Source organism: Alteromonas sp. 4NH20-0104 (genome assembly GCF_057547795.1).
In genome coordinates this window covers 25,282-46,331 of record NZ_BAAJLP010000010.1, presented here as the reverse complement: position 1 = coordinate 46,331, position 21,050 = coordinate 25,282, and the positions used below count along the sequence as shown (strand labels likewise).

21 protein-coding genes are annotated in these 21,050 nt (G+C 49.9%); 15 read left to right on the top strand and 6 right to left on the bottom strand.

The window, feature by feature from the left end; all coding sequences use genetic code 11:
* Positions 1 to 93: 93 nt before the first annotated feature.
* Positions 94 to 945, top strand: a complete 852-nt coding sequence (locus AC27IB_RS09140; RefSeq protein ID WP_296048102.1) for an SDR family oxidoreductase — start codon at positions 94 to 96, stop codon at positions 943 to 945.
* A gap of 76 nt (positions 946 to 1,021) precedes the next feature.
* Here the strand turns inward: AC27IB_RS09140 and AC27IB_RS09135 are convergent, their stop codons facing one another.
* The 5 genes from AC27IB_RS09135 to rsd form a co-directional block, all read right to left on the bottom strand.
* Positions 1,022 to 2,236, bottom strand: a complete 1,215-nt coding sequence (locus AC27IB_RS09135) for an OmpA family protein (protein WP_296048099.1) — start codon at positions 2,234 to 2,236, stop codon at positions 1,022 to 1,024.
* An 82-nt stretch (positions 2,237 to 2,318) separates the two neighbouring features.
* Positions 2,319 to 2,759, bottom strand: coding sequence for a secondary thiamine-phosphate synthase enzyme YjbQ (locus AC27IB_RS09130; protein WP_296048095.1), 441 nt, complete (start codon positions 2,757 to 2,759; stop codon positions 2,319 to 2,321).
* Positions 2,749 to 3,213 carry a chemotaxis protein CheX gene (locus AC27IB_RS09125; RefSeq protein ID WP_296048091.1) on the bottom strand — a complete coding sequence of 155 codons (465 nt, stop codon included), beginning with the start codon at positions 3,211 to 3,213 and terminating at the stop codon, positions 2,749 to 2,751. The genes AC27IB_RS09130 and AC27IB_RS09125 overlap by 11 nt, the downstream gene beginning before the upstream one ends.
* Positions 3,203 to 3,676, bottom strand: a complete 474-nt coding sequence (locus tag AC27IB_RS09120) for a transcriptional repressor (protein WP_296048088.1) — start codon at positions 3,674 to 3,676, stop codon at positions 3,203 to 3,205. The genes AC27IB_RS09125 and AC27IB_RS09120 overlap by 11 nt, the downstream gene beginning before the upstream one ends.
* A gap of 70 nt (positions 3,677 to 3,746) precedes the next feature.
* Positions 3,747 to 4,226 (bottom strand): sigma D regulator, encoded by a 480-nt coding sequence (rsd, locus tag AC27IB_RS09115; RefSeq protein ID WP_296048085.1) that lies wholly within the window; start codon positions 4,224 to 4,226, stop codon positions 3,747 to 3,749.
* Positions 4,227 to 4,415: 189 nt separating this feature from the next.
* On the opposite strand from rsd, the gene nudC reads away from it, so the two are divergent.
* Together nudC and hemE are read left to right on the top strand one after the other, a co-directional pair.
* Positions 4,416 to 5,240: an NAD(+) diphosphatase gene (gene nudC / locus AC27IB_RS09110; RefSeq protein ID WP_296048082.1), complete on the top strand. Its 825-nt coding sequence runs from the start codon at positions 4,416 to 4,418 to the stop codon at positions 5,238 to 5,240.
* Positions 5,241 to 5,471: 231 nt separating this feature from the next.
* Positions 5,472 to 6,563 carry a uroporphyrinogen decarboxylase gene (gene hemE / locus AC27IB_RS09105; protein WP_296048079.1) on the top strand — a complete coding sequence of 364 codons (1,092 nt, stop codon included), beginning with the start codon at positions 5,472 to 5,474 and terminating at the stop codon, positions 6,561 to 6,563.
* A gap of 24 nt (positions 6,564 to 6,587) precedes the next feature.
* Here the strand turns inward: hemE and queG are convergent, their stop codons facing one another.
* The gene (queG, locus tag AC27IB_RS09100) at positions 6,588 to 7,730 is read right to left on the bottom strand and encodes a tRNA epoxyqueuosine(34) reductase QueG (protein ID WP_296048076.1); all 1,143 of its coding nucleotides are present in this window, start codon (positions 7,728 to 7,730) and stop codon (positions 6,588 to 6,590) included.
* A gap of 6 nt (positions 7,731 to 7,736) precedes the next feature.
* Here queG and AC27IB_RS09095 point away from each other — a divergent pair, with 6 nt between their 5' ends.
* The 12 genes from AC27IB_RS09095 to AC27IB_RS09040 all read left to right on the top strand — a co-directional run bounded on the left by AC27IB_RS09095 (position 7,737) and on the right by AC27IB_RS09040 (position 20,997).
* Positions 7,737 to 9,236 (top strand): NAD(P)H-hydrate dehydratase, encoded by a 1,500-nt coding sequence (locus AC27IB_RS09095; protein ID WP_296048073.1) that lies wholly within the window; start codon positions 7,737 to 7,739, stop codon positions 9,234 to 9,236.
* Positions 9,237 to 9,258: 22 nt separating this feature from the next.
* Positions 9,259 to 9,741, top strand: a complete 483-nt coding sequence (gene tsaE / locus AC27IB_RS09090) for a tRNA (adenosine(37)-N6)-threonylcarbamoyltransferase complex ATPase subunit type 1 TsaE (RefSeq protein WP_296048070.1) — start codon at positions 9,259 to 9,261, stop codon at positions 9,739 to 9,741.
* 73 nt (positions 9,742 to 9,814) lie between these two features.
* Complete coding sequence (locus tag AC27IB_RS09085; protein WP_487120435.1) at positions 9,815 to 11,134, top strand: N-acetylmuramoyl-L-alanine amidase; 1,320 nt, start codon at positions 9,815 to 9,817, stop codon at positions 11,132 to 11,134.
* A 23-nt stretch (positions 11,135 to 11,157) separates the two neighbouring features.
* Positions 11,158 to 12,900, top strand: coding sequence for a DNA mismatch repair endonuclease MutL (mutL, locus tag AC27IB_RS09080; RefSeq protein ID WP_487120433.1), 1,743 nt, complete (start codon positions 11,158 to 11,160; stop codon positions 12,898 to 12,900).
* Positions 12,893 to 13,819, top strand: a complete 927-nt coding sequence (gene miaA / locus AC27IB_RS09075; protein WP_296053632.1) for a tRNA (adenosine(37)-N6)-dimethylallyltransferase MiaA — start codon at positions 12,893 to 12,895, stop codon at positions 13,817 to 13,819. The genes mutL and miaA overlap by 8 nt, the downstream gene beginning before the upstream one ends.
* Positions 13,820 to 13,904: 85 nt before the next feature.
* Entirely contained in the window at positions 13,905 to 14,153 is a 249-nt protein-coding gene (hfq, locus tag AC27IB_RS09070) for an RNA chaperone Hfq (RefSeq protein ID WP_105935156.1), read from the top strand.
* 17 nt (positions 14,154 to 14,170) lie between these two features.
* Positions 14,171 to 15,460: a ribosome rescue GTPase HflX gene (hflX, locus tag AC27IB_RS09065; RefSeq protein WP_296052834.1), complete on the top strand. Its 1,290-nt coding sequence runs from the start codon at positions 14,171 to 14,173 to the stop codon at positions 15,458 to 15,460.
* 76 nt (positions 15,461 to 15,536) lie between these two features.
* Positions 15,537 to 16,709 carry an FtsH protease activity modulator HflK gene (gene hflK / locus AC27IB_RS09060; protein ID WP_487120430.1) on the top strand — a complete coding sequence of 391 codons (1,173 nt, stop codon included), beginning with the start codon at positions 15,537 to 15,539 and terminating at the stop codon, positions 16,707 to 16,709.
* A gap of 6 nt (positions 16,710 to 16,715) precedes the next feature.
* A complete protein-coding gene (hflC, locus tag AC27IB_RS09055; protein ID WP_487120428.1) occupies positions 16,716 to 17,600 on the top strand; it encodes a protease modulator HflC in 885 nt (294 codons plus the stop codon).
* A gap of 256 nt (positions 17,601 to 17,856) precedes the next feature.
* Complete coding sequence (locus AC27IB_RS09050; RefSeq protein WP_487120426.1) at positions 17,857 to 19,440, top strand: AbgT family transporter; 1,584 nt, start codon at positions 17,857 to 17,859, stop codon at positions 19,438 to 19,440.
* Positions 19,441 to 19,507: 67 nt separating this feature from the next.
* A complete protein-coding gene (gene hemH, locus AC27IB_RS09045; protein WP_487120424.1) occupies positions 19,508 to 20,587 on the top strand; it encodes a ferrochelatase in 1,080 nt (359 codons plus the stop codon).
* Positions 20,584 to 20,997: a DUF4112 domain-containing protein gene (locus AC27IB_RS09040; protein ID WP_296052825.1), complete on the top strand. Its 414-nt coding sequence runs from the start codon at positions 20,584 to 20,586 to the stop codon at positions 20,995 to 20,997. Before hemH ends, AC27IB_RS09040 begins: the two co-directional genes overlap by 4 nt.
* Positions 20,998 to 21,050 lie beyond the last annotated feature (53 nt).

The window sequence follows — 21,050 nt, the reverse complement described above, 5'->3', positions numbered from 1 at the left end:
AATCATACTTACCAAAAGGTGCGTACTTTCTTTTAGTTAGTTTAAGCGCAAAATAGTTATCAGTCCAGACAACAAACAACCAAGGAGCAAAGAATGATTGCAGTGACTGGTGCGACGGGCCAATTGGGCCGATTAGTTATCAAACATTTACTTAAAGAACGCACAGCAAGCCATATTGTGGCTGTGGTTCGCAACCCGGAAAAGGCTTCAGAGCTCAGCGAGCTGGGGGTGGAAGTGCGTACTGCCGATTACTCTGAGCCTGAGGCTCTCAAAGGCGCTCTGCGCGGAGTTGAGAAGTTACTTTTAATCTCTTCCAGTGAAGTGGGGCAGCGTGTGCCTCAGCATCAAAATGTGATTGATGCGGCCAGCCAGACTGGCGTTAAGCTTATTGCTTATACCAGCTTACTAAACGTTGATAACTCCCCCTTGATGCTTGCGGCAGAGCACCAGGCGACGGAGTCATATTTGGCGCAAAGCGGAGTCGGGTTCGTGTTATTACGCAATGGATGGTATACCGAAAATTACCTGGCCAGTATTGGCCCGGCGCTTGAAAACGGTGGCTTTATCGGCAGTGCTAAAGAAGGAAAAATTAGTTCTGCTGCCCGTGAAGATTATGCTGAAGCGGCGGCCAAAGTACTCTTGAGTGAGTTGCCTCAACAGGGCAACGTTTACGAGCTGGCTGGTGATGAAAGTTACACTCTGGCTCAGTTGTGTGCCATTCTTAGCGAAGCGTCAGGTAATCAAATTCCTTATATCGATTTACCGCCGGCAGAATTCAGCGCTGCCCTGGTGCAAGCCGGTTTACCGTTACCCCTGGCTGACATGCTTGCCGATTCAGATGCAGGTGCCGCTCAGGGAGCGTTATTTAATGACAGCAAGGTCCTGAGTCAGTTACTTGGTCATCCCACCCGGTCGTTGCGAGAGCAGATTAAAGCAAGTCTCTAAATAGTCGGAAAACTTTACACTAACAAAAACGCCTGCGAAAGCAGGCGTTTTATATCGTGACTAGTTCAGTTATTGATTACTGAGCTGGTACTTCAATGATCTCACTGACTTTTACTTCGATGCGACGATTCAGATGATGCGCTTCTTTAGTGTTGGCACTATCTAACAGACGTTCTTCACCGTAACCTACGGTATTTAAACGGCTGGCATCGATATCGTACTGGTTAACCAGTACTGATTTCAGTGCTTTAGCGCGACGCAGAGACAAGTCTTTGTTGTACGGCGCAGCGCCAGGTGCTGAAGAGTGGCCTTCAATCGTTGCTGAAGTGCTGCCGTAACGGCTCAGGAACTCTGCAAGGTCGACGATTTGTGGATCGTTGGCATCTTCGATATCCGCACTGTTATTGGCAAACAGGATACGCACTTCAATAGACACTTCTTTGTCGGTGAACACTGTACAACCGTTAGGGTGTACTTTGTCGCCTTTCGGCGTGTCCGGGCAGGCATCCTGGCTGTCGATAACGCCGTCATTATCGCTATCAGGCTCAATTGCACAGCCTACGCCGTCAACTGCTACACCTGCACGCGTGTTAGGGCACTGGTCCTTGCTATTAATGACGCCGTCGCCGTCTTTATCTGCGTTACAACCCATGCTGTCTACCACGGTGCCCGAAGGCGTACCCGGACACTTGTCCAGTGTATCTACCACACCATCGTAGTCTGAGTCAGTCGGTGCTGCGGTAGTCATAGGTGCTGGCGTTGGCTCTGAGTATGTGGAAGTGTTGCCAAACGTGTACGAAACGCCCAGCTTCACGCTGTAGTCATACAAGTTGTCGCTCAGATCGCGGTAAGCGGCAATTTCACTGATGACAGCTACGTCGTCATTAACTGCCCAGTGTTTACCCATACCGTAACCCAGCATTTGGTAATCATCGTCCAGATCCTGATGGTATAAACCACCAAAAACATAAAAAAGGTCGTCCTGGAAGAAGTACATAGCATCAACACCAAACATTGGGCCGCTTTCGTCGCTGCCGCCATTGGTGCCGTCTATATCAAGGTAAGAAGCTGAAACTCTGGCTGCCCAGCTTTCATCGAAGCGGAAACCGTATTCAGCACCCAGACCAAAACCGTCGTCCAGCTGGCCGGTTGGCTCTGGTTTGCCTTCGTCCGTGCTGTGATAAAGGCCGTAGATACCCGCCCAGTTTTTCGCTTCTGTTTCCTGAGCGAATGAAGGGGCTGAAACTAAGCCAGCGGCAATGAGTGCGAGAGTAATCGTTGATTTTTTCATTATTGACTTCCTGTGTTGGCAATAAAGTGTGTCCTGTAGCTCTATGCTAAAGCTGTGCCAGCATTGAACTGAAGTGTAACAATTATATGCCTGAGTTGCCCTGAAGAGTAGCGATAATTGAGCGCGAGCCGCCGCTATCGCGGTGTTCGCCGAGGATAATGCCCTGCCAGGTGCCAAGCGCGAGTCTTCCCTGTTGGATGGGGATAGTTAACTGACATCCCATCAGACTGCTTTTGATATGAGCGGGCATATCGTCAGGCCCCTCGTAGGTATGAATAAAATACGGTGTGTTTTCTTTAACTGTATGATTAAAAAAAGATTCCAGGTCTTTTCTAACCGATGGATCGGCATTTTCGTTAATCGTTAAACTGGCGCTGGTATGCTGGAGCATGAGGTGCAGTAAACCGACTTCGATATTGCGAATTTGCGGTAAGGCACTGATGATGGTGTCGGTGATTAAATGAAAGCCTCTGGGATAAGCGGACAGGGTAATTTTTTCAGAGTGCCAGTAATTATTTATCAAAGCAGATTTCCAGATAAGCTTTACCGAGTTCATGATTAAACGGCAATATTATCTTCGGACCATCCACCTGATGGCTGATACTGTGTTGCTTTCCTGAGACAACAACCGGCGTTGCCATCCCAAACTCATACCCTTTCTCGGCCAGATCACGTTTGGCGTTGCCACAAATCATATTGGTAATTTCACCCACCATGTCGGCAACTTCGGCATCAATTTCACTGGACGCTTCACCGAGCATGTTTTGCATAATGGCCAGTATTAACGCTTCATCGAAGGTGATAGACATTGAGCCTTTTACATTAGGCCCCAGCATACCAATCAGGCCAGAGACGTCGCCGTGGGCAACATCATCGCTTTTTTTCTTGGGTTTACCGGGGGTTAGCGTTGTCTGTGCCATGGTTTCCAGAACGTTAAGCAGGCCGCCGATAAAAGGGTTTACGAACTCAGCATTCATGTTGTTCTTCTCCCAGTGTAGTGGACTCGCTCTCCTGACAGTCCGCGCAAAGGCCATGAGCTTCAATGGTTTGCTTTGAAATTTTAAAACCGTGCTGCCTGGCCTGGTTGTCGAGGGTGTCTTTTAGTCCTTCAGACTGTATCTCTGAGACGTCACCACAACTGTCGCAAATTAGAAACTGCACCGGGTGGTGGCAACCAAAATGGTAGCAGGCAACGAAGGCATTTGTAGACTCGAGGCGATGAATCAGACCAAAATCGAGCAGAAAATCCAGTGCCCGGTAAACGGTCGCCGGCTTGGCGCTGGATTCGGTTTCTTTGAGGCCGTCGAGCAACTCATAAGCGCCCATAGGCCCGTGCTTTTCCAGCATGAGTTCATACACTTTTTCCCTGAGAGGGGTAAATCGTGCTCCCCTTTGCTCGCAGTAGGCTCTTGCTTTACTTATTATAGTGGTGTTTTTCATGCTGTATTTTGATAAATTTGATACGAATTAGTGGCATAGAAATAATGATAACCCTTTCCTGACCGGGACGCTAACCGGTAACAGAGTCGTTAACAAGGCCGTGCATTCTTTGAATTAAACGATCTTCCAACTCAAAGCGGTCGTCGAGGGCTTCGCCTAATTGAGTGATAGCCAGCTCAAAATCACGTGTGTTCTCTGCTGTATAGCCTTCGGCAAACTGGTCGTTGAAATCCAACGCCTGATCAGTGGTGGCGCTGAGTTTTGGAAATAACTCCTGTTTCAGCGCCTGGACATCTTCATCATCGCTGACTAACATTTCGTATACTTCGAAATGGCCAACTGATAAATAGTCCATCAGCAACGCACAAAATTCATTCACCTCGGCTTCGTCAGGCAGCGTACTGGCTGATTGGTAATTAACGCCGGCCAAATGGCAATATTGAATGAGCAATTGTCTTCGCTCATCCAGCCAGTTATCGATGGTTTTACTTGCGCCGCCCCAGCGTTGCCGGGCTATCTCTACCTGATTTAACACTCTGAACTTCCTCATGAGGTTGTCATCAATCTCATTTGAGTATAACACTGCCTCAGAGTCTCACAAATGACAGTCGGAAATAAATCACGTTAACCTTCTAAAGGATAATAGAAAATAGCCATTAAGCAGGTAAAAGGTAGCTGCGTTTAGCTCAATTAAATGACACTGTGTTAGGATACGAGCAACGTCTTTATGGTAGCTGTTATGTTAAAGTTTACAGGAAACTCCATGGTGCAGCCGGGTCACTGGCTGATCTTCAACCGCGATCAGTTGCTGGTACCTGAAGAAGGTGATCTCTTGCCATTATTGAGTTGGTCAGATTTGCCTTTTTTGCATCACTATCAGGATCAGGTGCATCATCTGCATGCCGCTGATTTACCGCTTTCTCACCCCTTATACATTATTGACCTCGGGGCGGAGAACCTAACCGCCACTGGCTGGCGAAACGCTGGTTTGCGTGAATTAATGACCAGTGAGCCACCGGTTACCTATGAAACCCTGTCCCGGGCCTGGCAATATGTTCATTTTCAACGCACCCATCGCTTTTGTGGTCGCTGTGGTTCGCCAACACAGGCTGTCGATTGGGAAATGGCCGTTCAATGTCACCAATGCGGGCATCGCTGTTATCCGCGAGTGTCACCATGCACCATCGTAGCGGTTTACCGAGGCCAGGAAATTCTTTTAGCCAGGGGCGTGCGTCATAGTAATCCTAAGATGTACTCGGTGATTGCAGGTTTTGTCGAAAGCGGCGAAAGTGTAGAGCAGGCTACTCACCGAGAAGTGGGTGAAGAGGTCGGTGTCAGAATTAAGAATCTGGAATATTTCGGCAGCCAGGCATGGCCTTTCCCTCATTCATTAATGATGGGGTATTTTGCCGAATACGACAGCGGTGACATCGTGATAGATGAGAAAGAAATTGTTGATGCCGCCTGGTACCCTATCGACAATCTGCCATTACTTCCGCCAAAACTGTCTATTGCCGGCAAAATGCTGGAAGCATTAATTGAGCGGCTGAGTAAGGCGCCGTAACCCGATACAAGCGCAATAAAAAACCCCGCAAAATGCGGGGTTTGAGTATGTTTAGCTAAGGGCCCGTTAGCGAGCTTCTGTATTTATGCTTAATAGTAGTAGCAGAGCATTTGCGATAAATCAAGTAAATCGGTGCAATTTTCATCAGACTCTTCATTTTTACGCAACATTCGCCAATTCTTGCTATACTCGCCGCCAATTTTTTGTAGTGTAATTAATTCGGGGAACCCCATGGCAGAAACCAATGGCAGCATTGAGCGCCCAGCTTTAAAAAATGACCGCTATCTGCGAGCGTTGCTCAAGCAACCTGTAGACGTAACGCCGGTGTGGATGATGCGCCAGGCTGGCCGTTATTTACCAGAATATAAAGCCACCAGAGCGGTTGCCGGCGACTTTATGTCACTGTGCAAAAATGCCGAGCTGGCTTGTGAAGTCACCTTACAGCCTCTGCGTCGCTTTGAGCTGGACGCGGCAATTCTGTTCTCCGACATTCTGACGATTCCTGATGCTATGGGACTGGGTTTATATTTTGAAACCGGTGAAGGCCCGCGCTTCGAACGCCCCATTACCTGTAAAGCCGATGTGGACCGTATTGGTGTGCCCGATCCAGAGGGTGAACTGCAGTATGTAATGAACGCTGTGCGGACTATTCGTCGTGAGCTCAAAGGCGATGTACCACTGATTGGTTTTTCTGGCAGTCCCTGGACGCTGGCCACCTACATGATTGAAGGTGGTTCAAGCAAAGCGTTTACTAAAATTAAGAAAATGGCTTTTGCTGAGCCGCAGGTATTGCATGCCTTGCTGGCCAAGCTGGCGGATTCTGTAACCAGCTATTTGAATGCGCAGATTGCGGCTGGTGCGCAATCTGTCATGGTATTTGATACCTGGGGTGGTGTGTTATCGCCACGGGATTACAAAGAGTTTTCCTTGCAATATATGCAGCGAATTGTAGAAGGTTTAACCCGCGAAAGTGAAGGTCGCCGGGTGCCAGTGACTCTGTTTACTAAAAACGGCGGTATGTGGCTGGAAGCTATTGCAGCTACCGGCTGCGATGCGGTGGGGCTGGACTGGACCATTGATATCGCGGATGCCAAAGCCCGGGTGGGCGATAAAGTGGCTCTGCAGGGGAATATGGATCCCTCCATGTTGTACGCGCCGCCAGCTCGCATTGAACAGGAAGTCGGCGATATCCTGGCTGGCTTCGGTGAAGGGAGCGGCCACGTATTCAACCTCGGTCATGGCATTCATCTGGATGTGCCACCCGAGCATGCCGGTGTGTTTGTTGAGTCAGTTCACCGTTTAAGCGCTCAGTACCACAAGTAATTGCTTTGTGCAGGCCGCGTGACCTCAGGCGTCGCGCGGCAATCCTTTCTCGATAGTCCGGGTTAACCTGGCCAACTGTCGGTTCTCTTCATTACTGACTTGCTGCTTATTGCACTGTTGTGTAAGCGCCCACTCTAAATGCGGCAAAACCAGCTCACCTGCGCTTTCTTTTGCTGCGTTCAGCGCCGCAATATACTCTGGCGAGTAAGGTGCATTGCCGATGGCTACGCACAGATTACGCTGCCATTTTGCATAACCGATACGGCGAATGGGCGAGCCTTCAGTATTTTGCAGGAAGGTCGGCTCATCCCAGTTGAACAGGGTCAGTAACGACTGACCGTGGAGCACCTGGCGGGGGTGAAAATCACTTTCCGATGTGACAGGCGCGAATCGATTCCATGGACAAACCAACTGACAATCGTCGCAACCGTATATGCGATTACCCATGGCCGGGCGCAATGCCTCGGGGATAACGCCGTTATATTCTATGGTCAGGTAGGAAATACAGCGTCTGGCATCTACCTGATAAGGCGCGACAATAGCCTGGGTGGGGCACATGGTCATACAAGCGGTGCAGGTACCACAGTTTTCTTCTACCGGCTCATCCACCGGTAACGGCAGGTTAATAAATAACTCGCCGAGGAAAAACCACGAACCTGCTTGTTTATTGAGAGTGAGAGAGTGTTTGCCGGTCCAGCCCAGTCCGGCTTTTTCGGCAATCGCGTGTTCCAGTACCGGTGCAGAATCTACAAACGGGCGGAACTGAGTATCTGCCAGCCGCTCGCTGATCTGCTCGCCAAGTTGCCTGAGCTTTTTACGCAAGACCTTGTGGTAATCACGGCCCAGTGCATAGCGGGAAATATAGGCCATGTCGCCGTCTTTGAGATGGCGGGCAAAGGAGGCATCAGGAGGAAGGTAATCCATCCTTACGGATATCACCCTTAAGGTGCCAGGCACTAATTCAGCCGGGCGGGCCCGCTTCATACCATGGCTGGCCATGTAGTCCATGTCGCCGTGATACTGCTTGTCCAGCCATTGTTGCAGGGCATATTCATGCTGACTAAGATCAATATCACTGATACCAACCTGCTGAAAGCCTAGCGCAACGGCCCAAGCCTTGATATCGTCTACCAAATTGACCAGATCTATCGATTGTAAAGTGGACATGTACACATGCTAGATACTCAACTGCTCGACAGCTTACCATATAAACTCTATCGCGCCGACCAGGTTCGGGAAAATGAACGCACCGCAGCAGAAAAGTCTGGTGTGGAAATGTTTGAGCTGATGCAGCGGGCCGGCAAAGCGGTTTTCAAGCAGTGCCAGTTGCTGCTGCCCAACACCGATGTGTTTTTAGTGCTGGTGGGGCAGGGGAATAATGCCGGCGATGGTTACATTGCCGCTTTGCATGCCAAAGAGGCGGGTAAACAGGTGTTACTGTGCGCCGTTGAGCCTCATCGGATCCTGGAAGGCGACGCCGGTACAGCACAACAAAAATGGCTCGATGCGGGCGGTAAAATTGAGCCATTCAAGGCCGCCCATATCGATAAGTGTGAATTGATCGTTGATGCGCTGCTAGGCACGGGGATTAACAGTTATATTCGCAATGAATTTGCCGACATTATTGATGCGGTGAATCAGGCCGATAAACCTGTGGTTAGTATTGATGTACCGTCCGGCCTGGACTCTAACACCGGGCAGTCATTAGGGCGTTGCATAGAAGCCGATGTGACGGTCACCTTTGTGGGGATCAAACCCGGTTTAACCACCGGCGCCGGTAAACAATCCTGCGGTCGGTTGGTTTTCGATGATCTGGGCATTGGTAAGGCCTTCGTTGAATTGGCCCGTTCATCGGCAACATTACTGACTATCGAGCAGTTTCAGGGGATGGCACCACGGGAAATTCACAGCCATAAAGGCACGTACGGCAGATTGCTCTGTATTGGCGGTAATCGCGGCACTGCCGGCGCAATTCGTCTGGCCAGCGAAGCCGCATTGCGTTGTGGTACTGGTTTAGTAAAGGTGTTCTGTCATGAGGCGTCCACTATTCAGGTCAGCGCCGGCCGGCCTGAGCTGATGGTATCCCATGAGAATCTGCAGGACGCGCTTAACTGGGCATCCTGTGTGGTAATTGGTCCGGGTCTTGGCCAGGACGACTGGGCACTGGCGGCGTTTGAACAGGCGATGAAGCATTGTCAGACTCATCCTAAGCCTATGGTTATTGATGCGGATGCGCTTAATCTGCTGAGCAAGCACGCGCTGTCTTACACCATTACCGATTGCATTATTACCCCCCATGCCGGCGAAGCCGCACGGTTGCTCAATACCAGCGTAGATGAAGTGGAAGCCGACCGGTTCAACAGCACTAAGCAATGTGCACAAAAGTTTCATGCAACCTGTGTGCTAAAAGGCGCCGGTTCAATTATCGATAACGAAACGCAAACCTGGGTTTGTCAGCACGGCAATCCGGGTATGGCCACGGCTGGTATGGGCGATGTATTAAGTGGTATTCTTGGCTCGTTGCTGGCGCAGGGGCTCAGCAAAGATATCGCAACCAAATACGGCGTCTCCATTCATGCCAAAGCCGGCGATGAGGTAGCGCGCCTTTATGGTCAGCGCGGGATGCTTGCCAGTGATTTGTTTGAGTCACTGCGAGCGTTGGTCAATCAGTAATCATTGAGTAGCAGTAATCGAAATGGCATTAGCGCAAGGTGCGTTTTACGCGGCAACTGAGCAGGATACGGCCAAACTGGCAATCGATTTAGCCCAGGCTGTCAGGCAGCAGTTACCACTGGGAATTGTGGTTTATCTGCAGGGCGATTTGGGCGCTGGGAAAACCACTTTCAGCCGTCACTTTATTCAGGCCCTCGGCCATTCAGGCAACGTTAAGAGTCCAACTTATACTCTGGTAGAGCCGTATTCGCTGGGCGGTATTGAAGTCTTTCATTTTGATTTATACCGGCTTTCTGATCCTGAAGAGCTCGAGTTTATGGGGATCCGGGATTATTTTGGCGATAATCGCGTTTGCCTTATTGAGTGGCCGCAAAATGGCGGGCAAAACTTGGCACCAGCGGATTTAGTGATTAGTATAGAACCAGATAAGTCTGGAAGACGATTTAACATTGCGGCGATTTCGCTGACAGGACGAGCCACTTTGCAGCAATGTAAGCGGATATAGCCAGGGGCTGGATCCATTCGTCATTCGGGGGAGTTTACGGCCTGATAAATATAATTTAAGACCAGGGCTAAGTATGTTGCGCGACAAGTTACTACTCATTATAAGTTTGTGCTTACTTACCTTTAACGTGAGTGCCGCAAACGATATAAACAATATGCGTGTATGGCCTTCGGAAGGCAGTACGCGGGTGGTTTTTGATCTTAAAAGCGCCCCTGAGTTCACCTATTTTACGTTGAGAAACCCGGATAGGCTGGTGATTGACCTGGCCACCACGCAAAGCGATACTCCGCTGGATATTGATAAACAAGGGTCATTACTTAAAAGGGTTCGCTACTCCACACCCAAAGATGACGGATCCACCCGCATTGTTCTGGAACTCAATCGTAAAGCCGAAACTGCACTGTTTGCCATTCCCCCTGCCGAAGATAAAGGCCATCGCTTAGTGGTGGATTTGGTCGATTCTGCCCCTTCCGGAGAGCCCGGAGTGGTGCTCGACATGAATCAGTCCAGTCGCGATCGTGACATTATTGTGGCGATTGATGCAGGGCACGGCGGTAAGGACCCGGGTTCAATTGGCCCCGCTGGCAGTTTTGAAAAAAATATTACGCTGAGCATTGCCAAAATGCTCGAAAGCCGGATTAACGCCGAGGTGGGCATGCGTGCGGTGATGACTCGTAGCGGCGATTATTACATTTCGCCCAATGGTCGTCCGGAAGTCGCCCGCAAACACAAGGCCGATTTGCTGATCTCAATTCATGCTGACGCTTTCAGTCAACCCCAGCCGCGTGGTGCTTCGGTGTGGGTATTGTCGATGCGACGTGCCGACAGTGAGCTGGGACGCTGGCTGGAAAAAAGTGAGCGGCATTCAGAATTACTGGGCGGTGCCGCAGAGGTCATTTCCGATAATGCGTCAGAGCGATATCTGGCTGAGACCATTCTTGGGTTGTCGATGGACCACTCCATGTCTACCAGCTACGACCTGAGTAAAAAGGTGATTAGCGAATTAAAGGGCATAACCCGACTTCATAAGCGTGCGCCACAGGCAGCCAGTTTTGCGGTGCTCACCGCGCCCGATATCCCGTCTATTTTGGTTGAGGTGGGGTTTATTTCGAATCCTCAGGAAGAGAAAAACCTCAACTGGTCGAAGTACCGTCAACAGCTTGCTGATGCTTTGCTAGGCGCAACCAAACGCTATTTCCGGCAAACGCCGCCGGATGGTACATTATGGGCTTCTATTAAATCGGAAACCCGCACTCATAAAGTACGCAGTGGCGAGTCTTTATCGCTGCTTGCACAACGGTATAATGTGAAAGTCAGCAGCATTAAAGCGGCTAACAACCTCAATAGTGACATGGTCCGCATAGGTCAGGTACTCACTATTCCCAGCACCTAAGCAAAACGTTAACAGGAATTTCTTTGCCGATTAAACTCTTGCCGCCCAGACTGGCAAACCAAATTGCTGCCGGTGAAGTGGTGGAACGCCCCGCTTCAGTCGTTAAGGAGCTGGTTGAAAACAGTCTGGACGCCGGTGCCACCCGCATTGAGCTCGATATTGAGAAAGGCGGTCATAAGCGTATTAAATTACGGGACAATGGCTCAGGTATTGCCAAAGATGAGCTGGAGCTGGCACTGTCCCGGCACGCGACCAGTAAAATCGCTACGCTGGACGACCTTGAACAAATATTGTCACTGGGGTTTCGCGGTGAGGCGCTGGCCAGTATTTCCTCGGTCAGCCGTTTGTCGCTAACCTCAAAACCGGCCGGCCAGGAGCAGGCCTGGCAGGCAAACTGTGAGGGCCGCGATATGGCGGTTACGCTCCAGCCAGCGGCACATCCCGACGGTACCACCATTGATGTGGCAGACATTTTTTATAATACCCCGGCACGGCGCAAATTTTTGCGCACCGAAAAAACCGAATATCAGCATATTGAAGACGTAATCAAACGGATCGCGCTGAGTCGCCCGGACGTTGCCTTTGTGCTTCGTCACAACGGTAAGATTACCAAACGCTTTGCGGCAGTCGGTGATGACCAGCTAGCCTTAAGAGTGGGGCAGGTTTGCGGACAGGCGTTCTTGCAGCATGCTATTCACACACAGTGTGAGTACGGTGCCATCACTCTGCAAGCCTGGTTGGGAGACGCCAGCCAGATGCGAAGCAGCAATGACTGCCAGTACAGCTTTGTTAACGGCCGCGGCATGCGCGATAAACTTATTCTGCATGCGCTGCGTCAGGCCTATGAGTCGGTACTGGCTTTGCCTGAGCAGCCGGCTTTCGTGGTTTATCTGACTATTGACCCAAAGGAAGTTGATGTCAATGTACACCCGGCAAAACACGAAGTTCGGTTTCAACAGAGCCGCCTGGTACACGACTTCATCTGCAAGGCTATCTGTGATGCGCTAAGCAGTAGTGAAGACGTTCAGGACGTCATGCACACGGAGTCGCCGTTACAACCCAATCATGATTACATCCGCCCGCTGGTGCAGCGAAACGACGAGCAGCATACCTCTGGGGCAGAGCCGTCCCATCAGGTTAGGGCGTCGGGTACTGCTACAGGGCGAGGTGCGCCTTACTCCCCTTCCGGTAGCAGGGTAAGCGGACAGTATCAGGCGCATTATCAGCAACTGATGACGCCAACCGCAGAGTATTCAGAAAGCCATGACGGTGCGCCACGTTTCGTGCAATTAACCGATGCACGGCTGTATGTGCAGAATGAGTATTGTGTGTTGCTGGAGCACCGCCAGTTAATTACCCCCTGGTTAGCGCATAAGCTTCAGCAAGCAAGTGTAGCCCAGCCTTTACTGATGCCTGTGGCGGTGAGTCAGTCGCTGATAGCAGACAGTGCGGCTTTTTTGGCGGAACAAGGCTTTGATATCAGTGCCGCCGGAGGCAAGTCACGTTTGCTTAAAGTGCCTGGTGGCCTGCGTCAGTTACCCTGGGCGGGCTTGTTTCCTGCGCTGGTAGAGTCTTCTCCACAACAGGCCGATGCTCTGCATGAAAGCCTGGCACTGGCCTTGCAGAATCAGGACACTAAAGCGTTACCATTGTGGCAGTGGTTTGATCAGCTGGCGGTTTCGGCACAAGCTGACATACTTGAACAAAACGGCTTCGATGTGGCGCAGCAAAAGCTTATTCACTGGATTAAAACAAGCAATGAGTAATCAAACAGGCCCTGTGGTATCAATAATGGGTCCCACTGCATCCGGCAAGACCGGATTGGCGCTGGCGTTGGCCAGTCAGGTACCGGCTGAGATAATCAGTGTCGACTCGGCACTGGTGTATAAACATATGAATATTGGTACGGCCAAACCGACGCCAGAGGAAATGGCCGTTGCGCCGCACTGGCTGGTCGATATTATCGAACCCACCGAGGCATACTCGGTGGCGGATTTTGTGGCCGATACCACACGCCTGATCAGCGAAATTCACGCCAGGGGAAACCTTCCCATATTAGTTGGCGGAACAATTATGTATTTTAATGCCTTGATAAATGGTATTTCGCCCCTACCTAAGTCTGACCCTGTGATTCGCGAAGCGATTATGGGTGAAGCCGAAGACCGGGGCTGGCAGGCTTTACATGCCGATCTGGAAAAGGTGGATCCGGTCAGTGCCGGGCGTATTCATCCTAATGATCCGCAGCGGCTGACCAGGGCACTGGAAGTGTATCGCAGTTCGGGGAAATCACTAACCCACTGGCAGGAAAAGGCAATTTACCGTTGTCCGTACAAGATTGACCAGTTTGCGATTGCACCACAGGAGCGAGCCGTGTTACATGATCGGATAGCACAAAGGTTTGATTTGATGTTAGCGCAAGGATTGGTGGACGAAGTTAAAGCGTTGTACGAGCGCGGCGACCTTCACGAGGACATGCCAGCAATCAGGGCAGTGGGGTACCGTCAGGTATGGCAGTACCTTAAAGGTGAGTTAAGCTATGCAGAAATGCGGGATAAAGGTATCATTGCAACCAGGCAGTTAGCGAAAAGGCAGTTGACCTGGTTACGAGGGTGGTCAGATTTAACCTGGCTTGACACATTTGCTAAAGATAATTTGACTAAAATTACTGCAAAAGTCACACTTTAGTTTGAACAAGTGTGATATAAATTTAATTAGCGCTGGGACAATTTTTTTGAGTTGTCGGTTTAATAATAAAAATTAAGGATCTGAGATGGCTAAAGGGCAATCATTACAAGACCCGTTTTTAAACGCATTACGGAAGGAGCGGATTCCGGTCTCTATTTATTTAGTGAACGGTATTAAACTCCAGGGGCAGGTAGAGTCATTCGACCAGTTTGTTATCCTGTTAAAGAACACAGTGAGTCAGATGGTTTACAAGCATGCTATCTCAACGGTCGTGCCTTCACGAGCTATTACGATGCCAAGCGCGCAAGGGGATTCTGAGAACAAAAGTGAGTAATTGCAAAGGTAACCTGCTTGTTTGACCGTTATGAAGCCGGTGAACAGGCTATACTTGTTCATGTAAATTTTGCCGATGAAGACAGTCGCGAAGACTTGGCTGAGCTGGAATTACTGGTTTCATCGGCGGGCGTTAGTGCTGTTGATGTACTGACCACGTCCAGAGGAGCCCCACATCCAAAGTATTTTGTTGGATCGGGTAAAGCTGAGGAGATCGCTGCTGCAGTGAAAGCCCACGAGGCCAATGTGGTGATCTTTAATCATGCGCTGTCTCCTTCTCAGGAAAGAAATCTTGAAGCCATTTGCAAATGCCGGGTGATTGATCGCACTGGTCTTATCCTGGATATTTTTGCGCAGCGGGCTCGTACGCATGAAGGTAAGCTTCAGGTGGAACTCGCACAGCTCAGACATATTTCTACCCGCTTGATCCGAGGCTGGACACACCTCGAGCGTCAAAAAGGCGGGATCGGTTTACGCGGACCGGGTGAGACCCAGCTTGAAACTGACCGTCGCTTATTGCGCGGCAGGATCAAAACTATTCTTCGTCGCCTTGAAAAAGTCGCTAAACAGCGCGAGCAGGGCAGACGGTCCCGTAAACGGGCAGAAATTCCAACGATGTCACTGGTTGGCTATACCAACGCCGGTAAGTCTACCCTCTTCAATCACATCACCGATGCGAATGTTTACGCCGCAGATCAGCTGTTCGCTACGTTGGATCCAACGCTTCGCAAGCTGGATCTCAAGGAAGTGGGGCCAGTAATTCTGGCTGACACGGTTGGTTTTATTCGTCATCTCCCCCATGATCTGGTAGCAGCTTTTAAAGCAACGTTGCAAGAAACCCAGGAAGCCGACTTGTTGCTACATGTGGTGGATTATTCTGCCAATAATTATCTGGAAACCATGGATGAAGTTAATACGGTACTCGATGAAATTGATGCCGGTGACATTCAACAACTGATTGTTTGCAATAAAATAGACCAGTTGGAAGAAGTTGAGCCTAAAATTGACAGGGATGAACAGGGCACACCAATCCGGGTTTGGCTGTCGGCAAAAACCGGCCAGGGGACGGAGTTGTTGTTTGAGGCAATCAATGATTGCCTGGCTCAGAGCATGGTGAGTTACACTCTCAAAATCCCGCCTGCGCAGAGTCGTTTGCGTGGCGTATTGTATGAATTGGATTGTATTTCAGAGCAATCCTACGACGCACAGGGCGACTGGGTGGTCGATGTGCGAATGCCGGCCGCTGATTGGAACCGGTTAGAAAAACGCTTAGATCATGGTTTATCAGAGTTTGTCGTTAAGCACTGATAGCGTGTTTTATATATTTTGAAATCTAAAAACAATAGAATTCAGTATTAAATAATTAAATTTTCGGAGTACTAGCATGGCTTGGAATGAGCCGGGTGATAAAAATAATGACCCGTGGAAAAATCGCGGAGGACGAGACCAAGGTCCTCCGGATTTGGATGATGTGTTTAAGAACCTGTTCGGTAAGCTCGGTAAAATGGGCGGCGGCGGTGATGGCGGCGGCTCAGGTAAGAAGCTGGGCGGTATTGGCGCGGCATTCCTGATTGGCTTACTGGCAATCGTGTATTTCGTCAGTGGCTTCTACACCATTCGTGAGGCAGAGTCCGGCGTGGTACTGCGTTTCGGCGAATACAATTCACTGGTTGAGCCGGGTCTGCGCTGGAAGCCGACCTTTGTTGACTCAGTCATTCCGGTTGATGTGCAGTCTATCCGCTATCAGTCTTCATCAGGTTCAATGCTAACCGAAGATGAAAACCTGGTAAGCGTGCAGATGGAAGTTCAGTACCGGGTGGTTGACCCGTATCGCTGGACGTTTGCGGTAACCAGCCCTGAAACCAGCCTGAGCCAGGCACTTGATAGTGCAATTCGCTATGTGGTGGGTCACTCGGCGATGGATGATGTGCTGACCGACGGCCGTGAAGTGACTCGTCAGCGTGTATGGGAAGAACTGGAAGGTATCCTGGAGCCCTACAACATTGGCGTGGCTATTGTTGATATGAACTTTAAAGACGCTCGTCCGCCGGAGCAGGTAAAAGATGCGTTTGATGACGCTATTGCTGCTCAGGAAGATGAACAGCGTTTTATCCGCGAAGCAGAAGCCTACGCACGTGAGATTGAGCCACGCGCCCGTGGACAGGTTAACCGTATGAATGAAGAAGCCCAGGCATATAAAGAGCGTGTTACGCTTGAAGCACAGGGTGAAGTGGCCCGTTTTGAAGAGCTGTTGCCACAATACGAAAAAGCCCCGGAAGTGACTCGTCAACGTATTTATCTGGAAACCATGGAGCAGGTATTCTCAAGCACCAGTAAGATTATGGTTGATAGCGGTGACGGTGGTAACAACATTATGTACTTACCGCTGGATAAGATGATGCAAAATCAGGGCACCAATAGTTCTACGTTGGATCGTATGCGTAACACCCTGGAAGGGTTGCAGAACAATGTTGCAAACTCCGGTGGCAACAACTCGCGTAGCTCGACTTCATCAACTTCCGGTCTGCGCAGTGACAGCGGTCGTGGTGGGAGATAAGAACTGATGAAAAATTTTATAATCGCAATCTTAATCACTTTATTGGTGCTGGCGACTGGCTCACTGTTTGTCGTTCGCGAAGGGCAGCGTGCTATTGTCATCCAATTTGGTAAAGTTCAGCGTGATGCTGAGACCGGCGACACCAAAGTATTTGAACCAGGCTTACACTTTAAACTGCCGTTTATTGATTCGGTACGTCAACTTGATGCCCGTATTCAAACGCTTGATGATTCTCCGGATCGTTTCGTAACATCAGAGAAAAAAGACTTAATTGTTGATTCTTATGTTAAATGGCGGATTAAAGACTTTGCACGTTATTACCTTTCGACTAACGGCGGTAATAAATTGCAGGCTGAAGCGCTGTTAAAACAGAAGGTAAATAACGGTCTGCGTACTGAGTTCGGTAGCCGTACCATTGCCCAGATTGTGTCTGGCGAACGTACTGAGTTAATGGAACAGGCAATGGAGCAGGCCTCAAGTTCATCTGATGAGCTGGGTATCGAAATCGTAGATGTGCGGGTGAAGCAAATCAATCTGCCTACCGAGGTCAGCAACTCCATCTTCCAGCGTATGCGGGCTGAGCGCGCGGCAGTGGCTCGTGAACACCGTTCAGAGGGTCAGGAACAGGCTGAAGTTATCAAAGCGAATATAGAGGCCAAGGTAACCGTTATGCTGGCCGATGCTGAACGTAATGCTCGTCAGCTTCGCGGTGAAGGTGATGCAACGGCAGCGCAAATTTACGCTGAAACATACTCGAAAAACCCGGAATTTTACGGCTTCCTGCGCAGTATGGATGCCTATCGTGCCAGCTTTAACAGCAAAGACGATATTCTGGTAGTAGAGCCTGACAGCGACTTCTTCCGTTACATGAATAAGCGCTCTGGTCAGTAATGCTTTCGACCTTAGTTAAAAACCGGCTTTTATAGCCGGTTTTTTTATGCGCAAATTTTGCCGCTAAAAGTGGCCAACTCTGCCAAAGAGTATCGATTTAAGGTAAACTGCCGCTATAAAAAACGGCCGGAGTAATGCTCAAAGGCCAGTAAGATAATACTATCACCGGCCAGGGACAGCCGGACTGCATTGACCAAATCTGTTCAGCGAAACAGAACGGTGAATGCAGCCATAATAAAAAGACTGAGGAATTGTTTTGACAGAAAATAATATAACGGCAACAGCTGACAATAATAAGGGATGGTTTTCCCGGTTTTTAGCAACGGTAGAGTGGTTAGGTAATCTGTTACCTCACCCGGTGACTCTGTTTGCCATTCTTACCGTGTTTATTGTACTACTGAGTGGTTTTTTAAGCTGGCTCGGTGTTTCTGTTGCCGACCCCAGACCCGAAGATGCCCAGACCGCATCCGGCACTATCGAGGTCGTCTCGTTAATGAGCGTGGAAGGTCTGCACTGGATCATCACCCATGTAGTGACAAACTTTACTGGTTTTGCGCCGCTGGGAACCGTACTGGTAGCTCTGCTGGGGGTCTCGGTGGCCGAACATTCCGGGTTGTTATCCACGGCGATGCGGGCATTAGTGCTTAATGCGCCCCGTCGACTGGTTACTTTTATCGTTGTATTAAGCGGTATTTTGTCCAATACGGCCTCCGAACTCGGCTATGTAGTACTGATTCCGCTGGCGGCGATGATCTTCCATTCTCTGGGACGCCATCCTCTGGCGGGTCTTGCCGCGGCATTTGCAGGGGTATCCGCCGGTTACAGCGCCAACCTGTTCCTAGGCACAATCGATCCGTTACTGGCCGGGATTACCACGCCGGCAGCGCAGATGATTGATCCAAACTATGTGGTTGGTGCTGCGTCCAATCAATTCTTTATGATTGCCAGTACCTTTGTTATCGCTGCGCTGGGTTTCTTTGTTACGGATCGGATAGTAGAGCCGCGACTGGGCAAGTTTGATGAGTCGAAGTCAACCATGGTGCTCGACGAAAAAGCCATGGCATTGCCCAGCGCCCAGGAAATGAAAGCCATGAAAATGGCCGGGCTGGCGTTTTTGGCCCTGTGCATCTTAGTGGCACTGGCAGTGGTCCCGGACGACGGACTATTGCGTAACCCTGAAACAGGCGGATTAAAGGGCTCGCCGTTTTTAAAAGGGATTGTTGTGTTGATTTTTGTCATGTTTGCCATCCCGGGTTTTGTGTACGGTAAAGTGGCAGGTACGATGAAAAATGACCGCGATGTCATTGAGGGCATGGCACGCAGTATGAGCAGCATGGGACTGTATATTGCGCTGGTCTTTTTCGCTGCTCAGTTTGTTGCGTTCTTCAAATACACCAACCTGGGGACGGTACTGGCAGTAGAAGGGGCGGCTCTACTTATTCAACTGGATTTGAAGGGGCCGGAAGTTTTTCTGTTATTCATTCTGATGTGCGGCCTCGTTAACCTGTCTCTTGGCAGCGCCTCGGCGCAATGGGCGGTCACGGCACCCGTCTTTGTGCCAATGCTAATGTTACTGGGTTATGCGCCTGAAGTGATTCAGGCGGCTTACCGTATTGGAGACTCGGTAACTAACGTTATCTCACCAATGATGAGCTATTTTGGTTTGATTATGGCGATGGCCGCCAAGTATAAGAAAGATGTCGGGATGGGGACGCTAATCGCGATGATGTTGCCTTATTCCATGGTATTCATTGTGGGCTGGACATTGCTGTTTTATCTGTGGGTCTTTGTCCTGGGTCTGCCTGTGGGGTGGGAAACACCTACTTACTATCAACCCTAGCAGTCCAATTTGGCTGTTAAGCCGTATTATTAGCAGTTAACTATTTTACTATTGAGATTTGATATTTATGAAGTACACCAGTAACGCGGGATTCAGCCATGGTCAGGCAGATAAAATTGGTGTTGTGATTACCAATCTTGGTACGCCGCAAGCACCTACTAAGGATGCGCTTAAGCCGTACCTGAAAGAGTTTTTATCTGATCCAAGAGTGGTTGAGGTACCGCGTCTGATCTGGTGGTTTATTCTGAATGGGGTTATTTTAAATATTCGTCCCAAACGGTCGGCTAAAGCTTACGAGACCGTCTGGTCAGAGCAGGGTTCACCGCTGATGGTACATACCAAGGCACAGGCCGAAGCCCTGGCGAAACGATGCGAACGCGAGTTTGGCGATGACGTAGTGGTAGACTTTGCAATGCGTTATGGCGAGCCTGCGGTGTCAAAAGTCGTCGAGCGTATGCTAAGTAATGGCGTCAGAAAGCTGCTGGTGCTGCCGCTTTATCCGCAGTACAGCGCCTCGACCGTGGGATCTACTTTCGATGCCATTGCGGCCGACTTTCAAAAACGCCGGTGGTTGCCCGATTTTCGTTTTGTCAGCCATTATCATGACCGCCCCGGGTACATCAAAGCCGTAGCCGAAACGATTCGCCAGCACTGGGAAATCAATGGGCAGGCCGAAAAGCTTATTATGTCCTATCACGGTGTGCCCCGTCGGTATCTTGATAACGGCGATCCGTACCACTGTGAGTGCCTTAAAACATCCCGCCTTGTAGCCGAAGAACTTGGCCTGGACAACACCCGCTATATGACCACATTTCAGTCGCGGTTTGGTCGCGAGGAATGGTTGAAACCTTACACGGATGAAACGCTTAAAGCGCTGCCCGCTGAGGGCATCAAATCAGTGCAGGTGGTGTGTCCGGGCTTCTCATCGGATTGTCTGGAAACCATTGAAGAGATTGGTGAAGAGAATCGCGATTACTTCATGGAAGCCGGCGGTGAGCGCTATGAATACATCCCGGCACTTAACAGCGAGCCGGCTCACATTTCAATGCTGTTCGAACTCGTAAAGGAAAACCTGCACGGCTGGCAGGCAGACTCTGACGTGGAATTGCGTGCACAACTGGCCAAAAAACACGGATGTCCAAGATGAATGACTACCCGGGCTCTGCGCCCAAACCGTTACTGAAAGCACAGAAGCTAGCTAACCTGCTGGATACGTCGGTTAAAATTCCACTGATTAATTTTCGTATCGGCCTGGATGCACTGGTGGGATTAATTCCCGGGGTGGGTGACGTGCTAATGTTGCTGGTGTCTTTTCGGATAGTGCAACTCGGTAAGCAAATGGGACTGCCTAAAGGCCTTATTAAAGTCATGGTTCGCAATTGTTTACTCGATTTCGGGTTGGGGTTTATTCCGCTGGTAGGTGATATTGCCGATTTTTTCTACAAGGCCAACCAGGCGAACGTGCGGATCATGGAAAAATACTGGGTGAGCAATAATAAAGACGCTATTGATAAACGCACCCAGGACGCTCTGGAAAACTGGAAATCCGCCCAGTAAATCGTGCTAATTGATTGTTGAACTAAACTATTTATCGCCGTCTGCGTAGCAAT

Coding starts and splice junctions, on each gene's coding strand:
- AC27IB_RS09140 (WP_296048102.1), top strand. CDS start 94: ATGATTGCAGTGACTGGTGCGACGGGCCAATTGGGCCGATTAGTTATC.
- AC27IB_RS09135 (WP_296048099.1), bottom strand. CDS start 2,236: ATGAAAAAATCAACGATTACTCTCGCACTCATTGCCGCTGGCTTAGTT.
- AC27IB_RS09125 (WP_296048091.1), bottom strand. CDS start 3,213: ATGAATGCTGAGTTCGTAAACCCTTTTATCGGCGGCCTGCTTAACGTT.
- AC27IB_RS09120 (WP_296048088.1), bottom strand. CDS start 3,676: ATGAAAAACACCACTATAATAAGTAAAGCAAGAGCCTACTGCGAGCAA.
- rsd (WP_296048085.1), bottom strand. CDS start 4,226: ATGAGGAAGTTCAGAGTGTTAAATCAGGTAGAGATAGCCCGGCAACGC.
- nudC (WP_296048082.1), top strand. CDS start 4,416: ATGTTAAAGTTTACAGGAAACTCCATGGTGCAGCCGGGTCACTGGCTG.
- hemE (WP_296048079.1), top strand. CDS start 5,472: ATGGCAGAAACCAATGGCAGCATTGAGCGCCCAGCTTTAAAAAATGAC.
- queG (WP_296048076.1), bottom strand. CDS start 7,730: ATGTCCACTTTACAATCGATAGATCTGGTCAATTTGGTAGACGATATC.
- AC27IB_RS09095 (WP_296048073.1), top strand. CDS start 7,737: ATGCTAGATACTCAACTGCTCGACAGCTTACCATATAAACTCTATCGC.
- tsaE (WP_296048070.1), top strand. CDS start 9,259: ATGGCATTAGCGCAAGGTGCGTTTTACGCGGCAACTGAGCAGGATACG.
- AC27IB_RS09085 (WP_487120435.1), top strand. CDS start 9,815: ATGTTGCGCGACAAGTTACTACTCATTATAAGTTTGTGCTTACTTACC.
- miaA (WP_296053632.1), top strand. CDS start 12,893: ATGAGTAATCAAACAGGCCCTGTGGTATCAATAATGGGTCCCACTGCA.
- hfq (WP_105935156.1), top strand. CDS start 13,905: ATGGCTAAAGGGCAATCATTACAAGACCCGTTTTTAAACGCATTACGG.
- hflK (WP_487120430.1), top strand. CDS start 15,537: ATGGCTTGGAATGAGCCGGGTGATAAAAATAATGACCCGTGGAAAAAT.
- hflC (WP_487120428.1), top strand. CDS start 16,716: ATGAAAAATTTTATAATCGCAATCTTAATCACTTTATTGGTGCTGGCG.
- hemH (WP_487120424.1), top strand. CDS start 19,508: ATGAAGTACACCAGTAACGCGGGATTCAGCCATGGTCAGGCAGATAAA.
- AC27IB_RS09040 (WP_296052825.1), top strand. CDS start 20,584: ATGAATGACTACCCGGGCTCTGCGCCCAAACCGTTACTGAAAGCACAG.